15 protein-coding genes are annotated in these 18,565 nt (G+C 63.7%); 2 read left to right on the forward strand and 13 right to left on the reverse strand.

All coding sequences use genetic code 11. From position 1 onward, the window contains the following. Nucleotides 1–37 precede the first annotated feature (37 nt). Nucleotides 38–2,866, reverse strand: coding sequence for a leucine--tRNA ligase (gene leuS, locus BUS42_RS29595; protein ID WP_074313043.1), 2,829 nt, complete (start codon nucleotides 2,864–2,866; stop codon nucleotides 38–40). Between the two features lie 469 nt (nucleotides 2,867–3,335). Between leuS and BUS42_RS29600 the strand changes: the two genes are divergently transcribed. Continuing rightward, nucleotides 3,336–4,385 (forward strand): N-acetylmuramoyl-L-alanine amidase, encoded by a 1,050-nt coding sequence (locus BUS42_RS29600; RefSeq protein WP_074313045.1) that lies wholly within the window; start codon nucleotides 3,336–3,338, stop codon nucleotides 4,383–4,385. 213 nt (nucleotides 4,386–4,598) lie between these two features. Here BUS42_RS29600 and BUS42_RS29605 read toward each other — a convergent pair whose 3' ends face one another. The 11 genes from BUS42_RS29605 to pyrR all read right to left on the reverse strand — a co-directional run bounded on the left by BUS42_RS29605 (nucleotide 4,599) and on the right by pyrR (nucleotide 15,805). Continuing rightward, on the reverse strand, nucleotides 4,599–5,183 hold the full coding sequence (locus tag BUS42_RS29605; RefSeq protein WP_074313047.1) for an NUDIX domain-containing protein: 585 nt from the start codon (nucleotides 5,181–5,183) through the stop codon (nucleotides 4,599–4,601). Between the two features lie 139 nt (nucleotides 5,184–5,322). After that, the gene (gene sucD / locus BUS42_RS29610) at nucleotides 5,323–6,204 is read right to left on the reverse strand and encodes a succinate--CoA ligase subunit alpha (protein ID WP_074313049.1); all 882 of its coding nucleotides are present in this window, start codon (nucleotides 6,202–6,204) and stop codon (nucleotides 5,323–5,325) included. A gap of 98 nt (nucleotides 6,205–6,302) precedes the next feature. Beyond that, nucleotides 6,303–7,553 carry an ADP-forming succinate--CoA ligase subunit beta gene (sucC, locus tag BUS42_RS29615; protein WP_074313051.1) on the reverse strand — a complete coding sequence of 417 codons (1,251 nt, stop codon included), beginning with the start codon at nucleotides 7,551–7,553 and terminating at the stop codon, nucleotides 6,303–6,305. Between the two features lie 166 nt (nucleotides 7,554–7,719). Continuing rightward, complete coding sequence (locus BUS42_RS29620; protein WP_074313053.1) at nucleotides 7,720–8,355, reverse strand: NYN domain-containing protein; 636 nt, start codon at nucleotides 8,353–8,355, stop codon at nucleotides 7,720–7,722. Nucleotides 8,356–8,635: 280 nt separating this feature from the next. Further along, a complete protein-coding gene (locus BUS42_RS29625; protein ID WP_074313055.1) occupies nucleotides 8,636–8,830 on the reverse strand; it encodes a hypothetical protein in 195 nt (64 codons plus the stop codon). A gap of 86 nt (nucleotides 8,831–8,916) precedes the next feature. Beyond that, a complete protein-coding gene (locus BUS42_RS29630) occupies nucleotides 8,917–10,011 on the reverse strand; it encodes a DUF1559 family PulG-like putative transporter (protein WP_074313057.1) in 1,095 nt (364 codons plus the stop codon). A gap of 401 nt (nucleotides 10,012–10,412) precedes the next feature. Next, nucleotides 10,413–12,122: a LamG-like jellyroll fold domain-containing protein gene (locus BUS42_RS29635; protein WP_074313059.1), complete on the reverse strand. Its 1,710-nt coding sequence runs from the start codon at nucleotides 12,120–12,122 to the stop codon at nucleotides 10,413–10,415. After that, nucleotides 12,122–12,679, reverse strand: a complete 558-nt coding sequence (locus BUS42_RS29640) for an RNA polymerase sigma factor (protein ID WP_074313061.1) — start codon at nucleotides 12,677–12,679, stop codon at nucleotides 12,122–12,124. Before BUS42_RS29640 ends, BUS42_RS29635 begins: the two co-directional genes overlap by 1 nt. A 221-nt stretch (nucleotides 12,680–12,900) precedes the next feature. Next, nucleotides 12,901–14,220, reverse strand: coding sequence for a dihydroorotase (locus BUS42_RS29645; protein ID WP_074313063.1), 1,320 nt, complete (start codon nucleotides 14,218–14,220; stop codon nucleotides 12,901–12,903). Then, on the reverse strand, nucleotides 14,213–15,208 hold the full coding sequence (locus BUS42_RS29650) for an aspartate carbamoyltransferase catalytic subunit (RefSeq protein WP_074313065.1): 996 nt from the start codon (nucleotides 15,206–15,208) through the stop codon (nucleotides 14,213–14,215). Before BUS42_RS29650 ends, BUS42_RS29645 begins: the two co-directional genes overlap by 8 nt. Before the next feature lie 51 nt (nucleotides 15,209–15,259). After that, nucleotides 15,260–15,805 (reverse strand): bifunctional pyr operon transcriptional regulator/uracil phosphoribosyltransferase PyrR, encoded by a 546-nt coding sequence (gene pyrR, locus BUS42_RS29655; RefSeq protein WP_074313067.1) that lies wholly within the window; start codon nucleotides 15,803–15,805, stop codon nucleotides 15,260–15,262. Between the two features lie 184 nt (nucleotides 15,806–15,989). Here pyrR and ispH point away from each other — a divergent pair, with 184 nt between their 5' ends. Then, nucleotides 15,990–16,949 carry a 4-hydroxy-3-methylbut-2-enyl diphosphate reductase gene (ispH, locus tag BUS42_RS29660; protein WP_074313069.1) on the forward strand — a complete coding sequence of 320 codons (960 nt, stop codon included), beginning with the start codon at nucleotides 15,990–15,992 and terminating at the stop codon, nucleotides 16,947–16,949. 206 nt (nucleotides 16,950–17,155) lie between these two features. On the opposite strand, the gene BUS42_RS29665 is transcribed toward ispH, so the two are convergent. After that, entirely contained in the window at nucleotides 17,156–17,986 is an 831-nt protein-coding gene (locus BUS42_RS29665; protein ID WP_074313071.1) for a hypothetical protein, read from the reverse strand. Nucleotides 17,987–18,565: the final 579 nt, after the last annotated feature.

The following is an 18,565-nucleotide window of genomic DNA, read 5'->3' on the forward strand; positions in this document are numbered from 1 at the left end:
TCTGACAAACTGCCAGGGTCAATTCCATCCGTCTCGATCACGAAGGGCCGGCGACGACGAAGTTGACCAGCTTGCCGGGGACGACGATCACCTTCTTGATCGCCTTGCCCTCGAGCAAGGCGGCCACCTTCTCATCGGCTCGGGCCGCGGCCTCGATCGCGTCGCGCCCCGCATCGGCCGGGACGACGACGCGTCCGCGGACCTTGCCGTTGACCTGCACCGGGATCTCGACCTCGTCGTCCTTTAGGAGCGCGGGGTCGAAGTTCGGCCAGGGGTGGTACGAGAGCGTCTCACCGTGGCCGAGCAGCTCCCAGAGTTCTTCGGCGATGTGCGGAGCCATCGGCGCCAGCAAGAGTGTAAACGTCTCCATGGCCGACTTCGGCCGCACGTCCTGGCCGGTGAAGGCGTTGGTGAACTCCATCAGCCGGCTGATCGCCGTGTTGAACCGCATGGCGTCCAGGTCGTCGGACACGGCCGCGACGGTCCGCGCCACGAGCTTGGCCTGCTCGGGCGTGAGCGCGACATCCTGGACCTTCGAGTCGACCCGCAGCTCTTCGGAATCGGCGTCGACGATCATCCGCCAGGCCCGGCTCAGGAACCGGAAGACGCCCTCGACCCCCTTCATGTTCCAGGGCTTGACGGCCTCCAGGGGACCCATGAACATCTCGTAAAGCCGCAAGCTATCCGCGCCATACTCGTCGACGACGATGTCGGGATTGATCACGTTGCCCCGCGCCTTCGACATCTTGTGGGCCCGCGCGTCGATCCGGATTTCGGGGTCGTCGGCCAGCACGAACCCCTCCCCCTTCTTGACCACCTGCTCGGGCTCGAGCTTCACCGCCTTGACCGGGTGTCCATCGAGGTGGGCGTGGCCGTGCTCAGTCTCCTTGACCTTGGGGACCGAGACCCATCGATCCGACTCGTCTTGATACCCCGTGTATTCGGTCTCGCCCAGGATCATCCCCTGGTTGACCAGCCGCTGGAACGGCTCAGGGGTGCTGACGTGCCCGCGGTCGAAGAGGAGCTTGTGCCAGAAGCGACTGTAGAGCAAGTGGAGCACCGCGTGCTCGGCACCGCCGACGTAGAGGTCGACGGGCATCCAGTACTTCTCGAGCTCGGGGTTCCAGGGGCGCTCGTCATTGGTCGGATCGAGATAGCGCAAGAAGTACCAGCACGAGCCGGCCCACTGGGGCATCGTGTTGGTCTCGCGCTGGTAGGTGCTGGAGTACTGGATCCAGTCCGTCGCCTTCCCTAGCGGCGGCTCGGGCTTGCCCGAGGGACGGAAGTCGGCGAGCTCGGGCAAGAGCACCGGCAGCTCGGCCTCGGGGACGGCCTTCAGGGTCTCCCCTTCACCGAGCAGGATCGGGAACGGCTCGCCCCAGTAGCGCTGACGGCTGAACAACCAGTCACGCAACTTGTAGTTGACCGTTTTGTGTCCGAGCCCTTGTTGTTCGAGCCAGGCGGTGATGCGGATCTTGGCCTGGTCGGTCGGCAGTCCGTCGATGGAGACGCCGTCGACGCCTCCGTGGGAGTTGACCGCGATTCCGTATTCCGACTCGGCGGTCTCGAGCGCTGCCCCGGCGAGGTCGGCCGAGCGGGCGACCACGCGGAGGATCGGCAGCGCGAACTTTTGGGCAAACTCGAAGTCGCGGATGTCGTGGCCGGGCACGGCCATGATGGCGCCGGTGCCGTAGCCCATCAGCACGTAGTCGGCGATCCAGATCGGGACCGACTGCCCAGTGACCGGGTTGACGGCCGACGCGCCGATCGCCACCCCGGACTTGGTCTTGGCCAGGTCGGTTCGGTCGAGGTCGCTCTTACCGCTGGTGGCGCGTCGGTACGCCTCGACGGCCTCGCGTTGTTCGGGCGTCGTCAGGCGATCGACCAACGGGTGTTCGGGGGCGAGTACCATGTAGGTGGCCCCGAAGAGCGTGTCGGGGCGGGTGGTGAAGACGCGGATTGCATCGCTGCCCGGCGACTCGGGCCATCCGCCGGCTCGACGTGCTTCACGCCATTGGCTGACATCCGGCCCGACGAAGAAATCGACCTCGGCCCCTTCGCTCCGGCCAATCCAGTTGCGCTGCATTTCCTTGATGGCCCGGGGCCAATCGACGAATTCGATCTCCTCGGCCAGTCGGTCGGCGTAGGCGGTGATTCGGAGCATCCACTGCTTGAGGGGCATCCGGACGACCGGGTGGTTCCCCCGCTCGCTCTTGCCGTCGATCACTTCCTCGTTCGCCAGCACCGTCCCGAGCTCGGGGCACCAGTTGACGGGGACCTCGGCGCGATAGGCAAGACGCTTTGAATCGCGATAAGCGGCAGGATCGGTTGTGCCTTCGGGGATCGGCAACTCGGCGATCGGCCGCCCTTTCCCGGTGCGGGATCGGCCGTCGGGGTCGGTCCAGGCGAAGTCGGGGTCGTACCAGGTGTCGAAGAGCTGCAAGAAGATCCACTGGGTCCACTTGTAGTAGTGGGGGTCGGTGGTATCGATCTCGCGGTCCCAGTCGTAGGAGAAGCCGAGCGACTTGATCTGGCGTCGGAAGTTATCGATGTTGTTCTGCGTGGTAATCCGGGGGTGTGTGCCGGTTTTGATGGCGTACTGCTCGGCGGGGAGTCCGAAGGCATCCCAGCCCATCGGGTGGAGCACGTTGAACCCGCGCATCCGTTTGTACCGGCAAACGATATCGGTTGCGGTGTACCCTTCGGGATGGCCGACGTGGAGGCCCGCGCCGCTGGGATAGGGGAACATGTCGAGCACGTAGAGCTTGGGTTTGCCCGGCGAGACGTCAGGGGTCCGGAACGTCTTGTTCCGCTCCCAGTAGGCTTGCCACTTCTTCTCGATCCGCTGGACGTGATATGCGGGCATGACCGACGCTCTCCCCACCTTAGCTTAGCGCAGCACGTGAGCCTGACAAAAAAAAGAAAGCCCTCCGCAGGTTCGGGGGCCTATTCCTCACGCCCTTTCAGGATAACGCGATTGCGCCGTTGTGGCCAGCGCGGGCGGATCGGCGAACGATTGCAACGGCTGGGCGGATCCTGGCGGTTCGGGGGAGTGATTGCTCGGTTGATCCCTTCTACAAACCGGGGAAAGAGGGTTTTACAAAGGGCTCTCGGCCGGCTCGATCGCGGACTTGAAGAAAAAAAGTAAAAATCTTCGAGCTCGCGACGCACTCGGCCAAACGGAGTGTAGACTTGAGTCGAAAGCAGGGATCCGGGAGAAGCCACTTCGAGAGGGTTCCAAGCACGTTCGGCATCCCGCTTGCTTCTCTTGGTGTGAAGCCTGACAGAGCGCTTCACCAAGAGGATCCCCCGAACCCTGGTATGGAGATTTGCAAATGGTCCTGCATCCGCTGGCCTCGTTCGTTCTGCGCCCGCGTCGCGGGATGATACTCTTGGCCGCCGCCATGCTCATGTCGACGTCCTTGGGTTGCAGCCAACGCCGGAGCGCAATGCGTCCGATCTTTCGGTCGCCCCGAACCCGGGTCCTTCGGCCCGTGCTGATTCCCAACAATTGCCCGAGCGGGAATTGTGGTGGGACCACGATTGGGTCGAGCCAGACCACGATTGAGACGGCGCCGACAATCCTGCCCGCCGCCCCGGGCTCCTCGACGTTCGAGTCGGCGACTCCTTCGCTCGACGCCCCCGTGTCTCCCCGGATCGACGAGCCCGTCAAGCCCGCGGGTATTTCGCCCCCCCGGCCCAATGCCGTGCCCGAAGAGCCGACTCTGGAACTGACCCCGGCCAATGAGGCTCCCCCGACCGCCAGCCCCGGCCCGAGCTCGAGCCTCGCTCCCAACCGGAATACGCCGAGCACCTCGCAGGGAACCGGTCGACGCAGCCTCTTTGGACGCCCAAGGGAGGCCTCGCTAAGGGAGCGACTCCGCCCTTTCGTCAATGACCCTGACGATCTCTTCACCCCACCCAAAGCCGATCGACCGTGGAAGTACGTGGTGATGCACCACAGCGCCCACGCCTCGGGAGGCCTCAACGAGATCGACCGCGAGCACCGCAAGGTGCTCGGGTGGGAGGGGTGCGGCTACCACTTCGTCATCGGCAACGGAACGGGCAGCCCCGACGGCCAGGTCGAGGTTGCCCAGCGGTGGTCGAACCAGAAGCACGGCGTTCACTGCCGCGATGGCAAGACCAGCGAGGTGAATGAATACGGGATCGGCATCTGCCTTGTCGGTGACCTCGACAGCGCCGGTCCCACCCCGCGTCAAATCGAGGCCTCCAAAGCGTTGATCGACTACCTGGGCGACCGCTATCAAATCACTGGTGATCGGATCGGCACCCATGCCACCCTCGCCGCTTCCCCCACGGCCTGCCCTGGAAAGCACTTCCCCGTCCAGGCGATCCTGGGTTCCCGCAACTATGCTCAGCGCTAAGACTCATGTTGACGTTTACGGTTTGGCCTCGCATCAAACGATCTTATTTGGCTCCGTCGCTCTGGTTGATCGCCTGGTACTGCAAAGTCACTGATCCGAACCTCCCTGGGACCGCGGGCGACCCGCCCGCTACGTACCAGAGAACACAGATGGGTATTTTCCGTTTTGTAGGGTGGGCCCGGCCCACCATCTTGGAGGAGCACCTGCAAATCGTCAGGCGATCCCGGTCGCGCGGGGCGGGTGGGTGCCCCCACGGCGGACCGCCTCGTGGAGAAGGGCGATCACGCTCATCGAGTCGGTAATCGTGCCGTCTTGAACCATGGCCCAGGCTTCGGACCACTCGACGCGGCGGACTTGCAGCCGTTCCGATCCTTCGGGCTCACTGATCCCTTGCTCCAACTCGGTCGCTCGGTAGATGAACCCGAGCTCGTCGCTCACCGAGTTCGACAAGTGCGACTTCGCGATCAACTCGAGCCGCCCGGCGGTTAGCCCCGTTTCCTCGCGGAGCTCGCGTCTGGCAGCGTCCTCGGGGGACTCGCTGGCGTGTCCTCCCCCCTCGGGGATCTCCCAGGAGTACCGTTGGAGCGGGTAGCGATACTGGCCGACCAGCCAGATCCTCCCCTGCTCATCCACCGGGAGGACGCCGACGGCCTGGTTCCGGAACTGGACGACCCCGTAGATCCCCGGCGCGCCGTTGGGGTGGAGGACCTGGTCCTCCCGCACCGCGATCCAAGGGTTCTCATAAACGAGCCGGCTCTCCAGCGTCGTCCAGGGGTTGCGATGCTCCGGGTCGGACATCAAAGGAAAATGCTCCGGTCGCGTGGGGATCGCCCACCAACTTCGTCTTCGCTCACGACACCAAAAGAAACAGGGAGCGTGAGCTCCCTGTCCCTCGATCTCCGGCCGATTTCCCTCGTGCTACGAGGAAATCGTGATATCAACCTTTGAGGGCGGCCTTGAGGGCGGCGCCCATGTCGGCGGGGCTCTTGGCGACGCGGATGCCGGCGTCTTCCAACGCGTCGATCTTGTCGGACGCCTTGCCGGAACCGCCCGAGATGATCGCCCCGGCGTGGCCCATCCGCTTGCCGGGAGGAGCGGTCTGGCCGGCGATGAACGCGGCCAGCGGCTTGGTGAACTCGCCCGACTTCTTGAGCGCGGCGGCCTGCTCCTCGGCGTTGCCGCCGATCTCACCCATCATCAAGACGGCCTCGGTGTCGGGGTCGGCCTCGAAGAGCCGAAGCGCGGCCACGAAGTCGGTCCCGTTGATGGGATCGCCGCCGATCCCGACGCAGGTGCTCTGACCGATCCCGAGGTTGGTGAGCTGCCAGACCCCTTCGTAGGTCAAGGTGCCCGAGCGGCTGACGACGCCGACCTTGCCGGGCTTGTGGATGTAGCCGGGCATAATCCCGATCTTGCACTGGCCAGGCGTGATGACCCCGGGGCAGTTGGGGCCGATCAGCGTCGTGTTCGGGTGGTGGGCCTTCAAGTAAGCCACCGCGCGGGCCATGTCGAGGACCGGGATGCCTTCGGTGATGGCGATGATCAAGGGGATCCCCGCGTCGGCCGCTTCGAGGATCGCGTCGGCCGCGCCTGGCGGCGGCACGAAGATCATCGTGGCGTTGGCGCCCGTGGCCTTGACGGCTTCGGACGTGGTGTCGAAGACGGGGACGCCCAGGACCGACTCGCCCCCTCGACCGGGGGTCACGCCGCCCACGAGGGTCGTGCCGTAGTCGCGGCACTGCTCGGAGTGGAACTTGCCCGCCTTGCCGGTGATCCCCTGGCAGATCAGCCGCGTATTCTTATCGACCAAGATACTCATTCGTCGAATCCTCTTTAGGGCGTAATTCCACGCCATCGGCAAGGGAGACGGCCGGCGCGTCGAGCGACCAACGACCACCGGCGAGGAGGGAATGGAATTTACGCGGCCCCTTTGGCAGCGGCGACAACTTTCTCGGCGGCGTCCGTCAGGCCCGTGGCCGTGATGATGTTCCGGCCACTCTCTTCGATCATCTTCCGACCGGCCTCGACGTTCGTTCCTTCGAGGCGGACGACCAGCGGGACCCGGAAGTCGAGCTCGCTGTAGGCGGCCAACAGGGCCGCGGCGATGATGTCGCACTTCATGATGCCGCCGAAGATGTTGACCAGGACCGCCTTGACCCGCGGCGAGGACAGGAGGATCCGGAACCCTTCGAGCACTTGGTCCTTGCTCGCTCCGCCACCGACGTCGAGGAAGTTGGCCGGCTCGCCGCCGTGGTACTTGATCAAGTCCATGGTGCTCATGGCCAGCCCTGCCCCGTTGACCAGGCAGGCGATGTTGCCATCAAGGCTCACGTAGCTCAGCCCGCTCTTGCCCGCGCGCAGCTCGGCGGGGTCTTCCTCCGCCACGTCGAGCAAGGCGGCGATGGCGGGGTGACGGAACATGGCGTTGTCGTCGAAGTTGAACTTGCAGTCGAGCGCCATCACGTCGCCCTTGTCGGTCACGATCAAGGGGTTGATTTCCGCCAGCGAGGCATCGGTCTCGAGGAAGAGCTTGACGAAGTTCTTGAGGAAGACTTCACCCTTCTTGGCGGTCTCCCCCTTCAACCCGAGCACCTGGCAAACCTTGCGGGCCTGGAACCCGGCGAGGCCGAGTCCGACGTCGATCGGTTCGCGGTGGATCTTTTCCGGGTGCGTGTGGGCGATCGTCTCGATCTCAACTCCGCCCTCGGTCGAGGCCATCAACACGGGGCACTGCAAGGCGCGGTCGAACGCCAGGCCGAGGTAGAGCTCGCGGACGATGTCGTGTCCGACAGTGATCAGCACCTTGGAGATCGCCTGGCCCTCAGCGCCCGTCTGGTAGGTGACGAGCGTCTTCCCGAGCAGGCTGGCGGCCGCCTTGATGGCGTCCTCGCGGGTACGGACGAGCTGCACCCCCTTGGCCATGCCGTCGGGGCGAGGCGCTTGCCCGCTGGCGATCTCGAGCGCCTTGGCGCGGTCGTCGTTCGGCCCGATGGCGACCCCTTTGCCTCGTCCACCGGCGTGGACCTGGGCCTTGACGACGATCAGGCCCTCCTTCAACTGATCGAACGCGGCGCCGGCCTCCTCGGCGGAGGTGATGACAATCCCGTCAGGGACCGCGACCCCTGCCGATCGCAGCAGGTCTTTCGCCTGATACTCGTGAACTTTCATATTTCGCCGAACCCTTCGTGGACCATTCGCCGCGGATCGATCGGCTCGCGCCGTCTATCCCCGAGGCGGTTTTACCATAGGGCTTCGTCCCGGTTCCAGACCCCAGCCGTCGAATCAGGTCATTCCACCAAGGGGTTCCCGCAACCGGCGAGCCTGTCTTGCCCCCTCACTTCCCGCGATGATTTCCCTTGCCTTCGCGGAACTCCCGCTCGATCTCGCGTTCGATCTCGGCAATCTCGGCGTCGGTCGGAAACCCCATCTCATTGCCCATCATGGCCCGGGTCTCCGGCATTTCCTCAATGTCGCGGAACTCGTTGAGCCAGTACGCCGATTCGCTCGAGGAGAGCGTTTGCCCGCGCGCCTTTTCCGGATTGGGCGGGGGGGGGACCTCACGCGGACTTCGCTTCCGCGATTCGATATCGGCCAGGAACAGGTCGGCGGTCAGGACCTTGGCTTTGCGCCTGGTGGCCGCCTGCCGGATCCGATTGTCGGAGGAGACGACGGTCAGTGTTTTGGGGGCGGAATGCGCGGCGATCAGCATTTCGATTCGCTGGTCGGCATCCTCGTCGTTGACGGCGTAGAGGATCGTCATCCCTTTGTGGCGTGATTGAGGAGGGAGGTCGTGCGGCGGGGTGGCGGCGTCGAAAACGACCGTGGTCAGGTGTGCTTCCAGAGGTCCGAGCGCGTCGGAGAGCTTGTTGAGAAACAGAGTCCTCGCCTTACGGAAGTGATCGGGACCGACCCGCTTCCCCACGAGGCCCTGGGCGAACATCACGTTGTAGCCGTCGATCAAGAGGCGCATCCCAAGCTCGGAGCGGGGCAGAGGCGAAGCAGCGGTAGTGACAAGTTTCAGTCTAACATAAATCATCCTCAAATTCGACTTTACGCGGTTTCCGACCGGCTTGATGGAGAGGTCAAGGAGCCCAACGCGACATCAGCCAGGCCATTCGCAAACCAACGGCCGGCCCACGTTCGGACCGCCATTCGTGGAATCCGCCCACGCTTCGGATTGAATTCAAGAGAAGAATGGGCGGGTCGCCCGCGATCCCAGGGGGGGAGGGAGGGACTCCCAATCGTCCCGACTACTTGGCCGTTGCTGGTTTCGTCTTGGGAATGGTGGGGTCTCTGTCGAGCTCGTTGAGCCGTTGCCGGACCCAGGCTGGGTCCTTTTTCTGTTCTTCCGTGGCGCCGTCCTGACCGCCGCTGCTGGTTTCACAGCCGGCGATCACGACCGCGAGCATGAACAGTCCGACACCGATGAATTTGCGGCACTTCATGACAATGGATCTCGGAGAGTAACGGCCTCGCCGACGAGAGCGAGGGATGAGGAGCCAATGGCCACGACTGGGGGCGATATCAGTGTTCAATACGCATCCGCGCTGATGACCTCGCCCTGATTGCGGGAGCCCAAGGCCCACCACGTCTGGACATTAATGGTATCTTTGATGAACTTGACCGAGCCGTCGCACAGGCCGAGGTTCACACCGCCGGAGTGATTGCTGGCCGCCGTAATCCAAGAATTGAAGACGCCTGCATAGTAAGGGTTGACGATGCCGTCTGTGGTGCCCACCGGTTGGCAGCCTGGGCCATTGGGCGTCATTCCGTGCGTATAGGCGATGAACCGGAGCGTATTCCAGCGTGCCCCGCTCCAGAGCATCCCATTATATTGGTTGTTGCCGGCGGGCGGGAGATTCGACTGGGGCACATTTTTGCACTCATTGTAAACAGCGAGGGCTTGAGCGCCATTGCCGTTGTTGGATGTGATCGGGCTTTTGAGTTGGAAGGTGACCCGTCGGGCATTTCGCGACCCGGCGATCACCTGCTGCGTTGTGTTCGAGAGCCCGACCAACTTTTCGCTGAACATGCCCGTGTTGGACAAGCCGTCGGTGACCGAATGGATGCCAACCGGTCCTGTCACGTTGTTGGTGCCGCCTGGGTTGCCGTAGTTGTCGTTGGCCATCACGACGATAGGCCCGCCGTAGGCCAGGAAGGTGGACGGCCCGCCAATATTACCCGCGTAATTTGACCAGGATGGGATGAGCGGCCCTTGGAGGTCCTCCGAGGGGCAGATCAGGCTACTCACTTTCGAGTAGGTCACAGTGACATAATTGTAAGGCTCGTCCGCGCCGAAGCTAAAATTTACGGCATTGAAAAGCGGCTGTTGCTCCATCCCCGGCAGCAACGAGACCGCCCAACTTAGCGGTCGCTGGACGGCAACTGGGGACGCAATCGGTTTGGGAATATTGGTCATCAGTTGAGGGAAGCAGTTGTTGAGCGAGGCGTAGGTATGAACCGCCAAGCCCAGTTGCTTCATGTTATTGGTGCATTGGGCGCGGCGGGCCGCCTCTCGGGCTGCCTGGACCGCGGGCAGAAGCAAGGCGATTAAAACGGCGATGATGGCGATGACAACCAGTAATTCGATCAGGGTAAATCCCTGACGACGCGATGAGATGTTCATGATCGAGATCTCCGGGGAAAAAATACCGGCTCGCGACGTGTCCGGGTCGCGTTTCCTCTCCCTTGGGATGCGGCCTGATTTCGGTCGCGAATCGCGACTCATGGAGCTCCGTCCGCGCGGTCTGATTGTTCCCAATCAGCACGGGTGGAACGCTCGGCGCGGACAAAGACCGTCGCTGTGAAGCGGCTGGCCACCATGAAGGGGGGAGGACTTACCGTCCCTCGTTCCGACGAAGGCCGCACGACACCAGGGGAAAGACTTCTTGAATACTACTAATTTGCCGGAGCCCCGCGGATCTCTCAGGACAAGGCCCCTTTTTTTGAAGTTCGACTCCCCCGGATTGTCGAAACCCAGGGACCCGTAAGGCCATCCGCCGCGCAGAGCCGATCCGCTCTCGCGGATCAATCCACCGTGCCGGCACGGGGAGACGCCAATTGGAAATGGCGCTGGACCTCGGCTTTGGAGAGTGGCTGGTTGTAGATGGCGACCTCATCGATCCGGCCGTAGAACGGACGGCTCGAGCCGGGCTCGTGCTTTGGCCGAGTGGTGAGCCGGCCCAGGAGGAATTGGCCGGCCGGGGTCGCCTTGCCGGGCGCGACATGCAGCGGCGGGCTCGGATTGCCATCGACGAACACCTCCATCTGATCGCCGTTGATCTGGCCGACGAGATGGTGCCAGCGGTACGGAATATAGTACTGGTCAGAGAAGGTGTAATCGCCCCCGTTGGCACCGGGAGGCAGACGATGAACGAACCGAATCGAGGCCGGTTTGTGCAAAGTCAGTCGGTTACGAGATGTGAGTTCAAGCAGGAACGTATGGCGGTTCGAGTCGGCCGGAGTGAGTAGACTCGCGAGTGCGGCATGGGCGATTGACGTCGGCAAGAACCAGAGTTCGACCGCGTACCCGCGGGGATCGAGTGGCTGCCATGGCTCAGGCAGCGAGAGATATTGGCCGGTGTGACCGGTGATGAACTCGATGCTTCGATTCCCCTCTGAGACCGTCGTCTGGCGAATTGGCCCGTGGATGAGGAGGGGCAAGCCGCCGCTGACCTGGTTCGGAAACGAATTCTCATCGCGGCTCTCGAATCGCCAGTAGCCCCAAGGGCGCGAGTCGAGCACGGCGCGGGGATAGGCGGGGTCGAGGGTCAATGGAGTGGCGGCGAGATCCGAGGGGGCAGCGAACTGTTCGGCCCCCTCGATCTTGTCAATCTGGCCCGCGCCCGGATTGATCTCGAACGTCTTGCTCTCCGAGAGCAACTGGCTTCGCTGCGGGGTGCCGGCCGGGCTCAGGACCGTGGCCTCGACCATGCCCTGGTAGACCCGTCCCCGGGCGCGGCCCTCGGTGGTGTGGTTCACCGCGAACTCGGTCCCCAGGTCGACGACGGCCGTGCCCGGTCCCGAGACAACGAAGCCCTCGGCCCCCTCGGGGACCCGGGTCCGAAGCTTACCTTGGCGGCAGAAGACCTGGTCAACGGACACCAGGTCGAGGTCGGCCGGCCCCTCGACCACGATCGTCACGCCGTTCAGCATGGAAAGGGTGGCGCGTCCTGACTGGAGCCGGAGTCGGCCCGCCTTGAGGATTTCTCCGACGGCGAGCCTGGGGCCGTCCGTCGCGGACCAGCGAACTCCCTCGAGCTGGAGGATCATCGCGAGGCCCACGTCGTGGGAGCCGAGCGACGCGTTCACGATGAAGCTGGAGTTCGGCGCCGGCTGAGGGCCGGGAGCCGCCCGACGCGTCGCGATCGAGAAAACCGTCCCCAAGCCGATCAGGACGAGGGCGGCCGCGGTTGCGAGGAGCGGAACCCAGGCTCGTCGCCGTCTCCGAGACCGTCCCTCGATCGGATCGTCGAGCACCAGTCGTGCGACGGCTTCCTCGATCGTGTTGGAATCGGTGGGGCGCTGCACGCTCCAACCGATCTCGTCTTCCAACTGGAGCCAGCGCGGTTGCGACGACTGCACGGCCTTGAGCATCCCGAGAAGGCGGATCTCTTCGACGAACGCTTTCCGGAATTCGGAATCCTCGCGAATGCGCGCGAGGAGTTGGTCGTAACGGGCTGGTTCGACCTCACCGCTCATCCAGGCTGTCAGCAATTCTTGAAGGTCCGGCTCCATCAATCCAGTTCCTTCCGCAGACAGTTACGCAAAAGTTGATTCGCGCGGTAGTGCAAGTTGTAAACGGCCGCCACCGAGGTCACCAATTCTTCGGCGAGTGCGGCAGGCTTTTCCCCGTCCAGGCCGGCGCGAACCACCCTGCGAAGCTTTTCGGGGAGCTGGCCCACACAACGGAGCAATGCCTCGATCGTCACGTCATCATCCTTGGCGGTTGCTCGGTCCAGGTCGTCCTGGACGGTGTGCGCGATCGCTTCGCGGAACCGCTCCAAGGCGTTGTGTCGCCGACCCGCGCTCCGAAAGTGATCCGAGAGCTTGTTCCGGGCAATCCCCTTCAGCCAAGCTCCGAAGTCATCGCCACGTCGGAAGGTGCCGAGGTTCCTGAACGCGACGATGAATACGTCTTGGGCCAGGTCATCCACATCTTCGAGGTGGTGAACCTGACTCGCGATGTAGCTGCGTAGCGACAAGCTGTAGGCGCGTACGAGGTGGCGGAACGCGTCCCGGTTGCCCCGGTCGAGCTGGTCCAGTATCACGACGACCTCAGACGGGTCGAGCATGAGTGATTGACCCCTTCGCCTGAGCTGAGGATTCTACCCCTAATGAGTTTGCCGGGAAGGTCGAGATCTCACAGGCCGTGAGGCGAGTTTTTGGAGCGACCCGCGCGATCGTTGGCAAAACGATGGTTTGCCAGGTGCCACGGGGTCCCAACGCGGACCCCGCGCACCACGCCTCTTCCTTTTGTTCTCGGCTCGAATCGGCCTCGCGAGAGCGGTTCTTGTCAGGAGTCGGACTTCGAGCCTTGCTGCACGATCCCGCCCAGCGTGTAGCGGACCTCGCCGCTGACGATCACGGTGTGGGCACGGCCCCGGACTTCCCAGCCGCCGTAGGGGGTGTTGCGGCTCTTGGAGAGGAACTTCGAGGGGTCGATCGTCCAGCGGGCTTCGGGGTCGATCAGGGTGACGTCGGCATCGGCGCCGGGCTGGAGGGTTCCCTTGGGGATCCCCAGGAGCTGGGCCGGGTTGATCGTGAGCTTGCGGATCATCTCGGGCCAGCTCAGGTGCCCGGGCTCGATCAGGCCGAGGATCGAGATCGGCAACAAGGTCTCGAGCCCGACGATGCCGAAGGGAGCCTGGTCGAGCTCGCGCATCTTCTTCTCGGGAGCGTGCGGCGCGTGGTCGGTGGCGAGGATCTCGATCGTCCCGTCCTTGAGGCCGCCGATCACTGCTTCGACGTCGCTCCAGGTTCGCAGGGGCGGGTTCATCTTGAAGTTCGAGTCAAACGTGCGGAGCCGTTCGTCAGTGAGCGTGAAGTGGTGCGGGCAGGCCTCGGCGGTCACCCGAACCCCGCGACGCTTGCCTTCGCGGACGAGCTCAACCGATCGGGCTGTCGAGATATGCTGAATATGGAGCCGGCCACCGGTGATCTCGGCCAGGCGGATGTCCCGCGCGACCATGATGTCCTCGGCGGCGGCGGGCATTCCCCCCAGGCCGAGCCGGGTCGACTCGAAGCCTTCGTTCATCACGCCGCCGCCGGTGAGCTCAGGCACCTGGCAGTGCTGCATGATGACGCGATCGAACATCTTGGCGTACTGGAGCGCTCGGCGCATCAAGGAGGCCGAGGCCACCGGCGCGCCGTCGTCGGTGAAGCCGACCGCGCCGCCGGCCACCAACTGACCGAGCTCGGCTAGCTCTTCCCCCTTGCGACCCTTGCTGACGGCCCCGACCGGGTAGACGTTCACCTTGCGGGCACGCTGAGCCTGAAGAATCACGAATTCGGCGGCCGCCTGGTTGTCGATGGCCGGGATCGTGTTGGGCATGCAGGCGACCGAGGTCATTCCGCCGGCCAGGGCCGAGGCCGCTCCCGTGGCGATTGTCTCGTCTTCCTCGTTGCCCGGTTCGCGCAAGTGGACGTGGGCGTCGATCAGGCCTGGGCAGACGATCAGGCCGGTGGCATCGATGACCACCTCGGCGTCGTCCGATGCCCCCCCGGCGGGCAGAATGTGCCCTCGGCTGATCCAGAGGTCGCCAATCTGGTCGATTTCCTGGCTGGGGTCGATGATCCGCCCGCCCGTGATGTGGATCGTGACCACGTCAGGCATCCCTTTCCGTTGATGAGTCGCCGCCGGTCGCTTTGGAGTCCATCTTCCCGCTCAGGAGATAGAGCACGGCCATGCGGACCGCCAGTCCGTTGGTGACCTGATCGAGAATGGCCGAATTCGGACCGTCGGCCACCTCGGGCGTCAGCTCGACACCGCGATTGATGGGGCCGGGGGCCAGGACGAGCAAGTTGTCTTTACCTTTGAGGACCCGCGCTTGCGTCATCCCGTAAAGTTGCGAGTATTCCGAGACCGAGGGAAACAGGGCCTTCGCCTGGCGCTCGAACTGGATCCGGAGCACGTTGACCACGTCGCAGTGGGGCAAAACCTCGTCGAGGTGATAGGCCACCTCGCAGCCGAGCCGCTCCATGCTCCTGGGCACCAGGGTCGGTGGGCCGCAGAGGATCACCCGTGCCCCCAGCTTGGTGAGGCCCCAGATGTTCGACCGGGCGACCCGGGAATGGCTGATATCCCCCACCAGTGCGACGGTGAGCCCGTCGATTTTTCCTTTGGCGCGGCGGATGGTCATCAGGTCGAGCAGCCCTTGGGTCGGATGCTCGTGGGCCCCGTCTCCCGCGTTGATGATCGAGCAGTTGACGTGCTGGGCCAGCAAGTGAGGGGCGCCCGGGGTGGCGTGCCGCACGACCATGAGGTCGGCCCCCATCGCCTCGATATTTCGCGCCGTATCGATGAACGTCTCCCCTTTGGAGAGGCTCGATGAACTGGCGGTGAAGTCTTGCGTGTCGGCCGAGAGCCGCTTGGCAGCGAGGCTAAAGCTGGTCCGCGTGCGGGTCGAGTTCTCGAAGAAGAGATTGAAGACGATGCGGCCTTGGAGCGCTGGGACCTTCTTACGGCTTCGTTGCGAGATTTCCGCGAACGAGTCGGCCGTGTCGAGGATCGCCACAATCTCTTCGCGCGTGAGGTCTTCGAGCCCGAGCAGGTGCTTGCGGGTCCAGGCCGTCGGCGTTGTCGACGAGGCGTGCGGTTCCATAGATCTGATCTGGTCGATCTCCCCTGAGGGGGGTTCGGCAACAAACAAAGGTCAGTTTGGGGCGGCGATCCGAACGATTTCGTCCACCGGGTCGATCGGTCGGGCGCGGACGCGAACGCGCTCGGTCCGATCGGTCGTGACCGCCAGGCCGACGACGTCGGGCTGGATCGGAATCTCGCGGTGTCCGCGGTCGACCAGGACCGCCAACCGGACGCAGGCGGGCCGGCCCAGGTCGCAGACCGCGTTGATCGCGGCGCGGACCGTCCGACCCGTGAAGAGGACGTCGTCGACGAGCACGACCTCGGCCCCTTCCACGTCGAACGCGATCTCGGTGCCCCGGAGGACCGGCCAGCGCTCCCCTTGGCCCAGGTCGTCGCGATAGAGCGTGATATCCACCGCGCCGACCGGCACCGCTTGACCCACCAGAGGAGCGAGGAGCAGCGCGAGCCGTTCCGCGATCGTCACGCCGCGGGTACGAATCCCGACCAGACGCAACGGAGCCCCCGCGCATCGATCCTTGGCGATCCGCCCCGCCATCTCGTTGAGGATCTCCGCCAACCCTGCGGCGTCACGGAGACGAGCTTCTCGCTCGGTCATGGGCGGTCTCTCGAGAGCAGTTCAACGTCCAAGCCCGACCCGGATCGTAGCAATCCCCCCAAGCCCTTGCAAGCAAACGGGCCTTCCGGCGAAACGGCCCTGGCATGGTCCGTCTTTCCGTCCGGCCGGGAAACGCTTAGGATAGGACCATCATGGACTCGATCCCGCCGGAGGATTTCCCGCGATGAAGATCATTCTGGCCAATCCCCGCGGTTTTTGTGCCGGGGTAAACATGGCTATTGAAAGCCTTGAGCGTGCTCTCGATTTTTTCGGGGCCCCGCTCTACGTTTACCACGAGATCGTCCACAACAAGTATGTGGTCGAACGGTTTCTCCGCCGAGGCACTGTCTTCGTCGAATCGCTGGAACAAGTCCCCGAAGGTGCTCCCCTACTCTACAGCGCCCACGGCGTCTCGCCCCAAATTCGCGAGCAGGCACGCCAGCGCAACCTTCGCGCGATCGATGCCACCTGCCCGCTCGTCACAAAAGTCCACCTCGAAGCCGTCAAGTACGCCAAGGAAGGGTACACGATCATCCTCATTGGCCATGAAGGGCACGATGAGGTCATCGGCACCATGGGCGAAGCTCCCGATCGGATGATCCTGGTCGAAACCGCCGAGGATGTCGACCGCCTAGAAGTCCCTGATCCGTCCAAAATCGCCTATCTTACCCAAACAACCTTGAGTGTGGATGACGCGAACCAGGTGATCTCGGCCTTGCGGAAGAAGTTTCCGCTGATCGACAATCCGCCCAAGGATGACATTTGCTACGCGACGCAGAACCGCCAAGAAGCGGTGCGCGAGCTGGCGCAGCGGGCCGATGTGGTGTTGGTGCTGGGCAGCCAGAACAGCTCGAACAGCAAACGGCTGGCCGAGATCGCCAAGGGGCTTGGTCCGCACTCGCACTTGATCGACGGCGTTGCCGAAATGAGCCCCGAGTGGTTCGACGGCGTGGAGTCGGTTCTGATCACGGCCGGCGCCAGTGCGCCTGAGGACGTGGTACAGGAGTGTATCGAATACCTGCAACGGACCTATGGAGCGACGATTCAGGAGGAATGGGTTCGCGAGGAGCACGTCCACTTCCCCTTGCCCAAGTCGCTTCGCGAACTCCTCCCAGCCACCGTTTCCTTGGCCGGTTCGGACTAAGGCCAAGGGGTTTGCCATCTTGTAGGGTGGGCACGGCCCACCCCTTTTGTTCTGCTCGTGGAATCGGTCTCAGCCTGATTCGTCCGAGGTACTGGCAGGCTGAAGCCTTCCTTCCAAGTTGGAATCCGCTGTCGTTCACTCGCGCAGGCGAATCCAGGTGGGCCGTACCCACTACGAACCCGCTTGGCTTCGTCCTCAGTCGCTCCTCAGAAACCGTCGTCGTTGCCTCGGGAGCCCGATTGCGACCGGCCCGAGGAGGCGTCGGAGTGCTGCACCGAGAGCAGGTCGAAGTCGGCTTCCGAGGGCGCACCGAAAAGGTCGTGCTGCTGGTCTTCGTGGTCCATCTCCGCCACCATCCGGCCTGCCTGCCGGGTTGCCGCCACCGAGAGCGCGGTGACCTGGATCAGGGTGATCGTGAAGATCATGGTGAAGCCGAGAAAGAGGAGCAGCGACTCGAGCGAGTCCAACTGCCTCGGCCGGAGGGGCCAGGCCTGCCACGTCGTTTGCTCGAGGAAGTAGAAGAACCAGACCACGGCCCCCGTGGCGGCCAGTGAACGGGTGGATTTCCCCGCCTCGGGCGCCTGCTCAACCCCAAGATGGGCCATCAGGTCGCAGGAAAGGCTAGCGATCAGCGCGAACTGAGCCCAGCCCAGCGCCTGCCCGATCTCCATCCGCAGCCATTCGTGCCCGACCTCGCTGATTCGCAAGCCGAGCTCGGCCCCGTGCTCGAGAAACCAGAAGAACGCGTCGCAGAAGCACATCAGCAGGAGCAGGCCGCTCCGACGCTGCCAGCCGGCGTCGGACCAACGCCCCCAGAGCAAGTAGGTTCCGAGCAAGCTTCCCCAGACGACCGGCACGTCGCTCCAGTGCCATAATCGTGTCCGAAAGATCCAGAGCATCGCCCCGGGACGGAAGAAGAGCCCAATGTGGCCCAAGATCATGGTGACGCACGCCACCAGCAGCGCGAACGAGAGGATCCCGAATCCGAGGCGGCAGAGCTGGTAGGTCCGTCGATGTTGTTCGCGTTCCGGATCCATGGGGTGGCTCGACTCGGTGGGGCATTCATTCGGCGAAGAGCGTCAGTCGCGAAGCGACCAGCGACCATCCATTCTAATGCGAGTCGATCCGTCTCGCCAAGCAATTACCGAATCCATTCAGAGTCTCGGAGCGCATCAGGGCCCGGCATCCTTCATGTCTCCGACCTCACATCTTTCGGCCAACCAATTCGCCGATGCCACCGGGGAGGTCATTGGATGCGTCGACTCACCGTGGCATTGGACGTTCCGACAACGCGTTCAGTGCATCGCTAACTTGCGCCTAAGATGCACACACTGCATCGTTACTCGTATCGTCCTATCGCACGATCATAGCCACAATCGACTGGGTAGTGGCTTCGTCCCTCGATAACCATCGTCCGATAATACCCTAGATTTCCTGGGCTGGTGAGCGGTTCCCCGAATTCCTCACCACCATCTGCAAGCCCAACTTAGGGATGGCCCCAGACCGCAACTCCCGTCGCTACCTTGCCTGGGTGTAGGTCAATCGATGTGCCGAATCGAGAACCACTCCCTTGTGCGCCGGTAAAGCGATCGGTAGGCTCATCATACGCTCAGGGG

The organism is Singulisphaera sp. GP187, assembly GCF_900129635.1.
In the GTDB taxonomy this organism is placed as follows: Bacteria; Planctomycetota; Planctomycetia; order Isosphaerales; family Isosphaeraceae; genus Singulisphaera.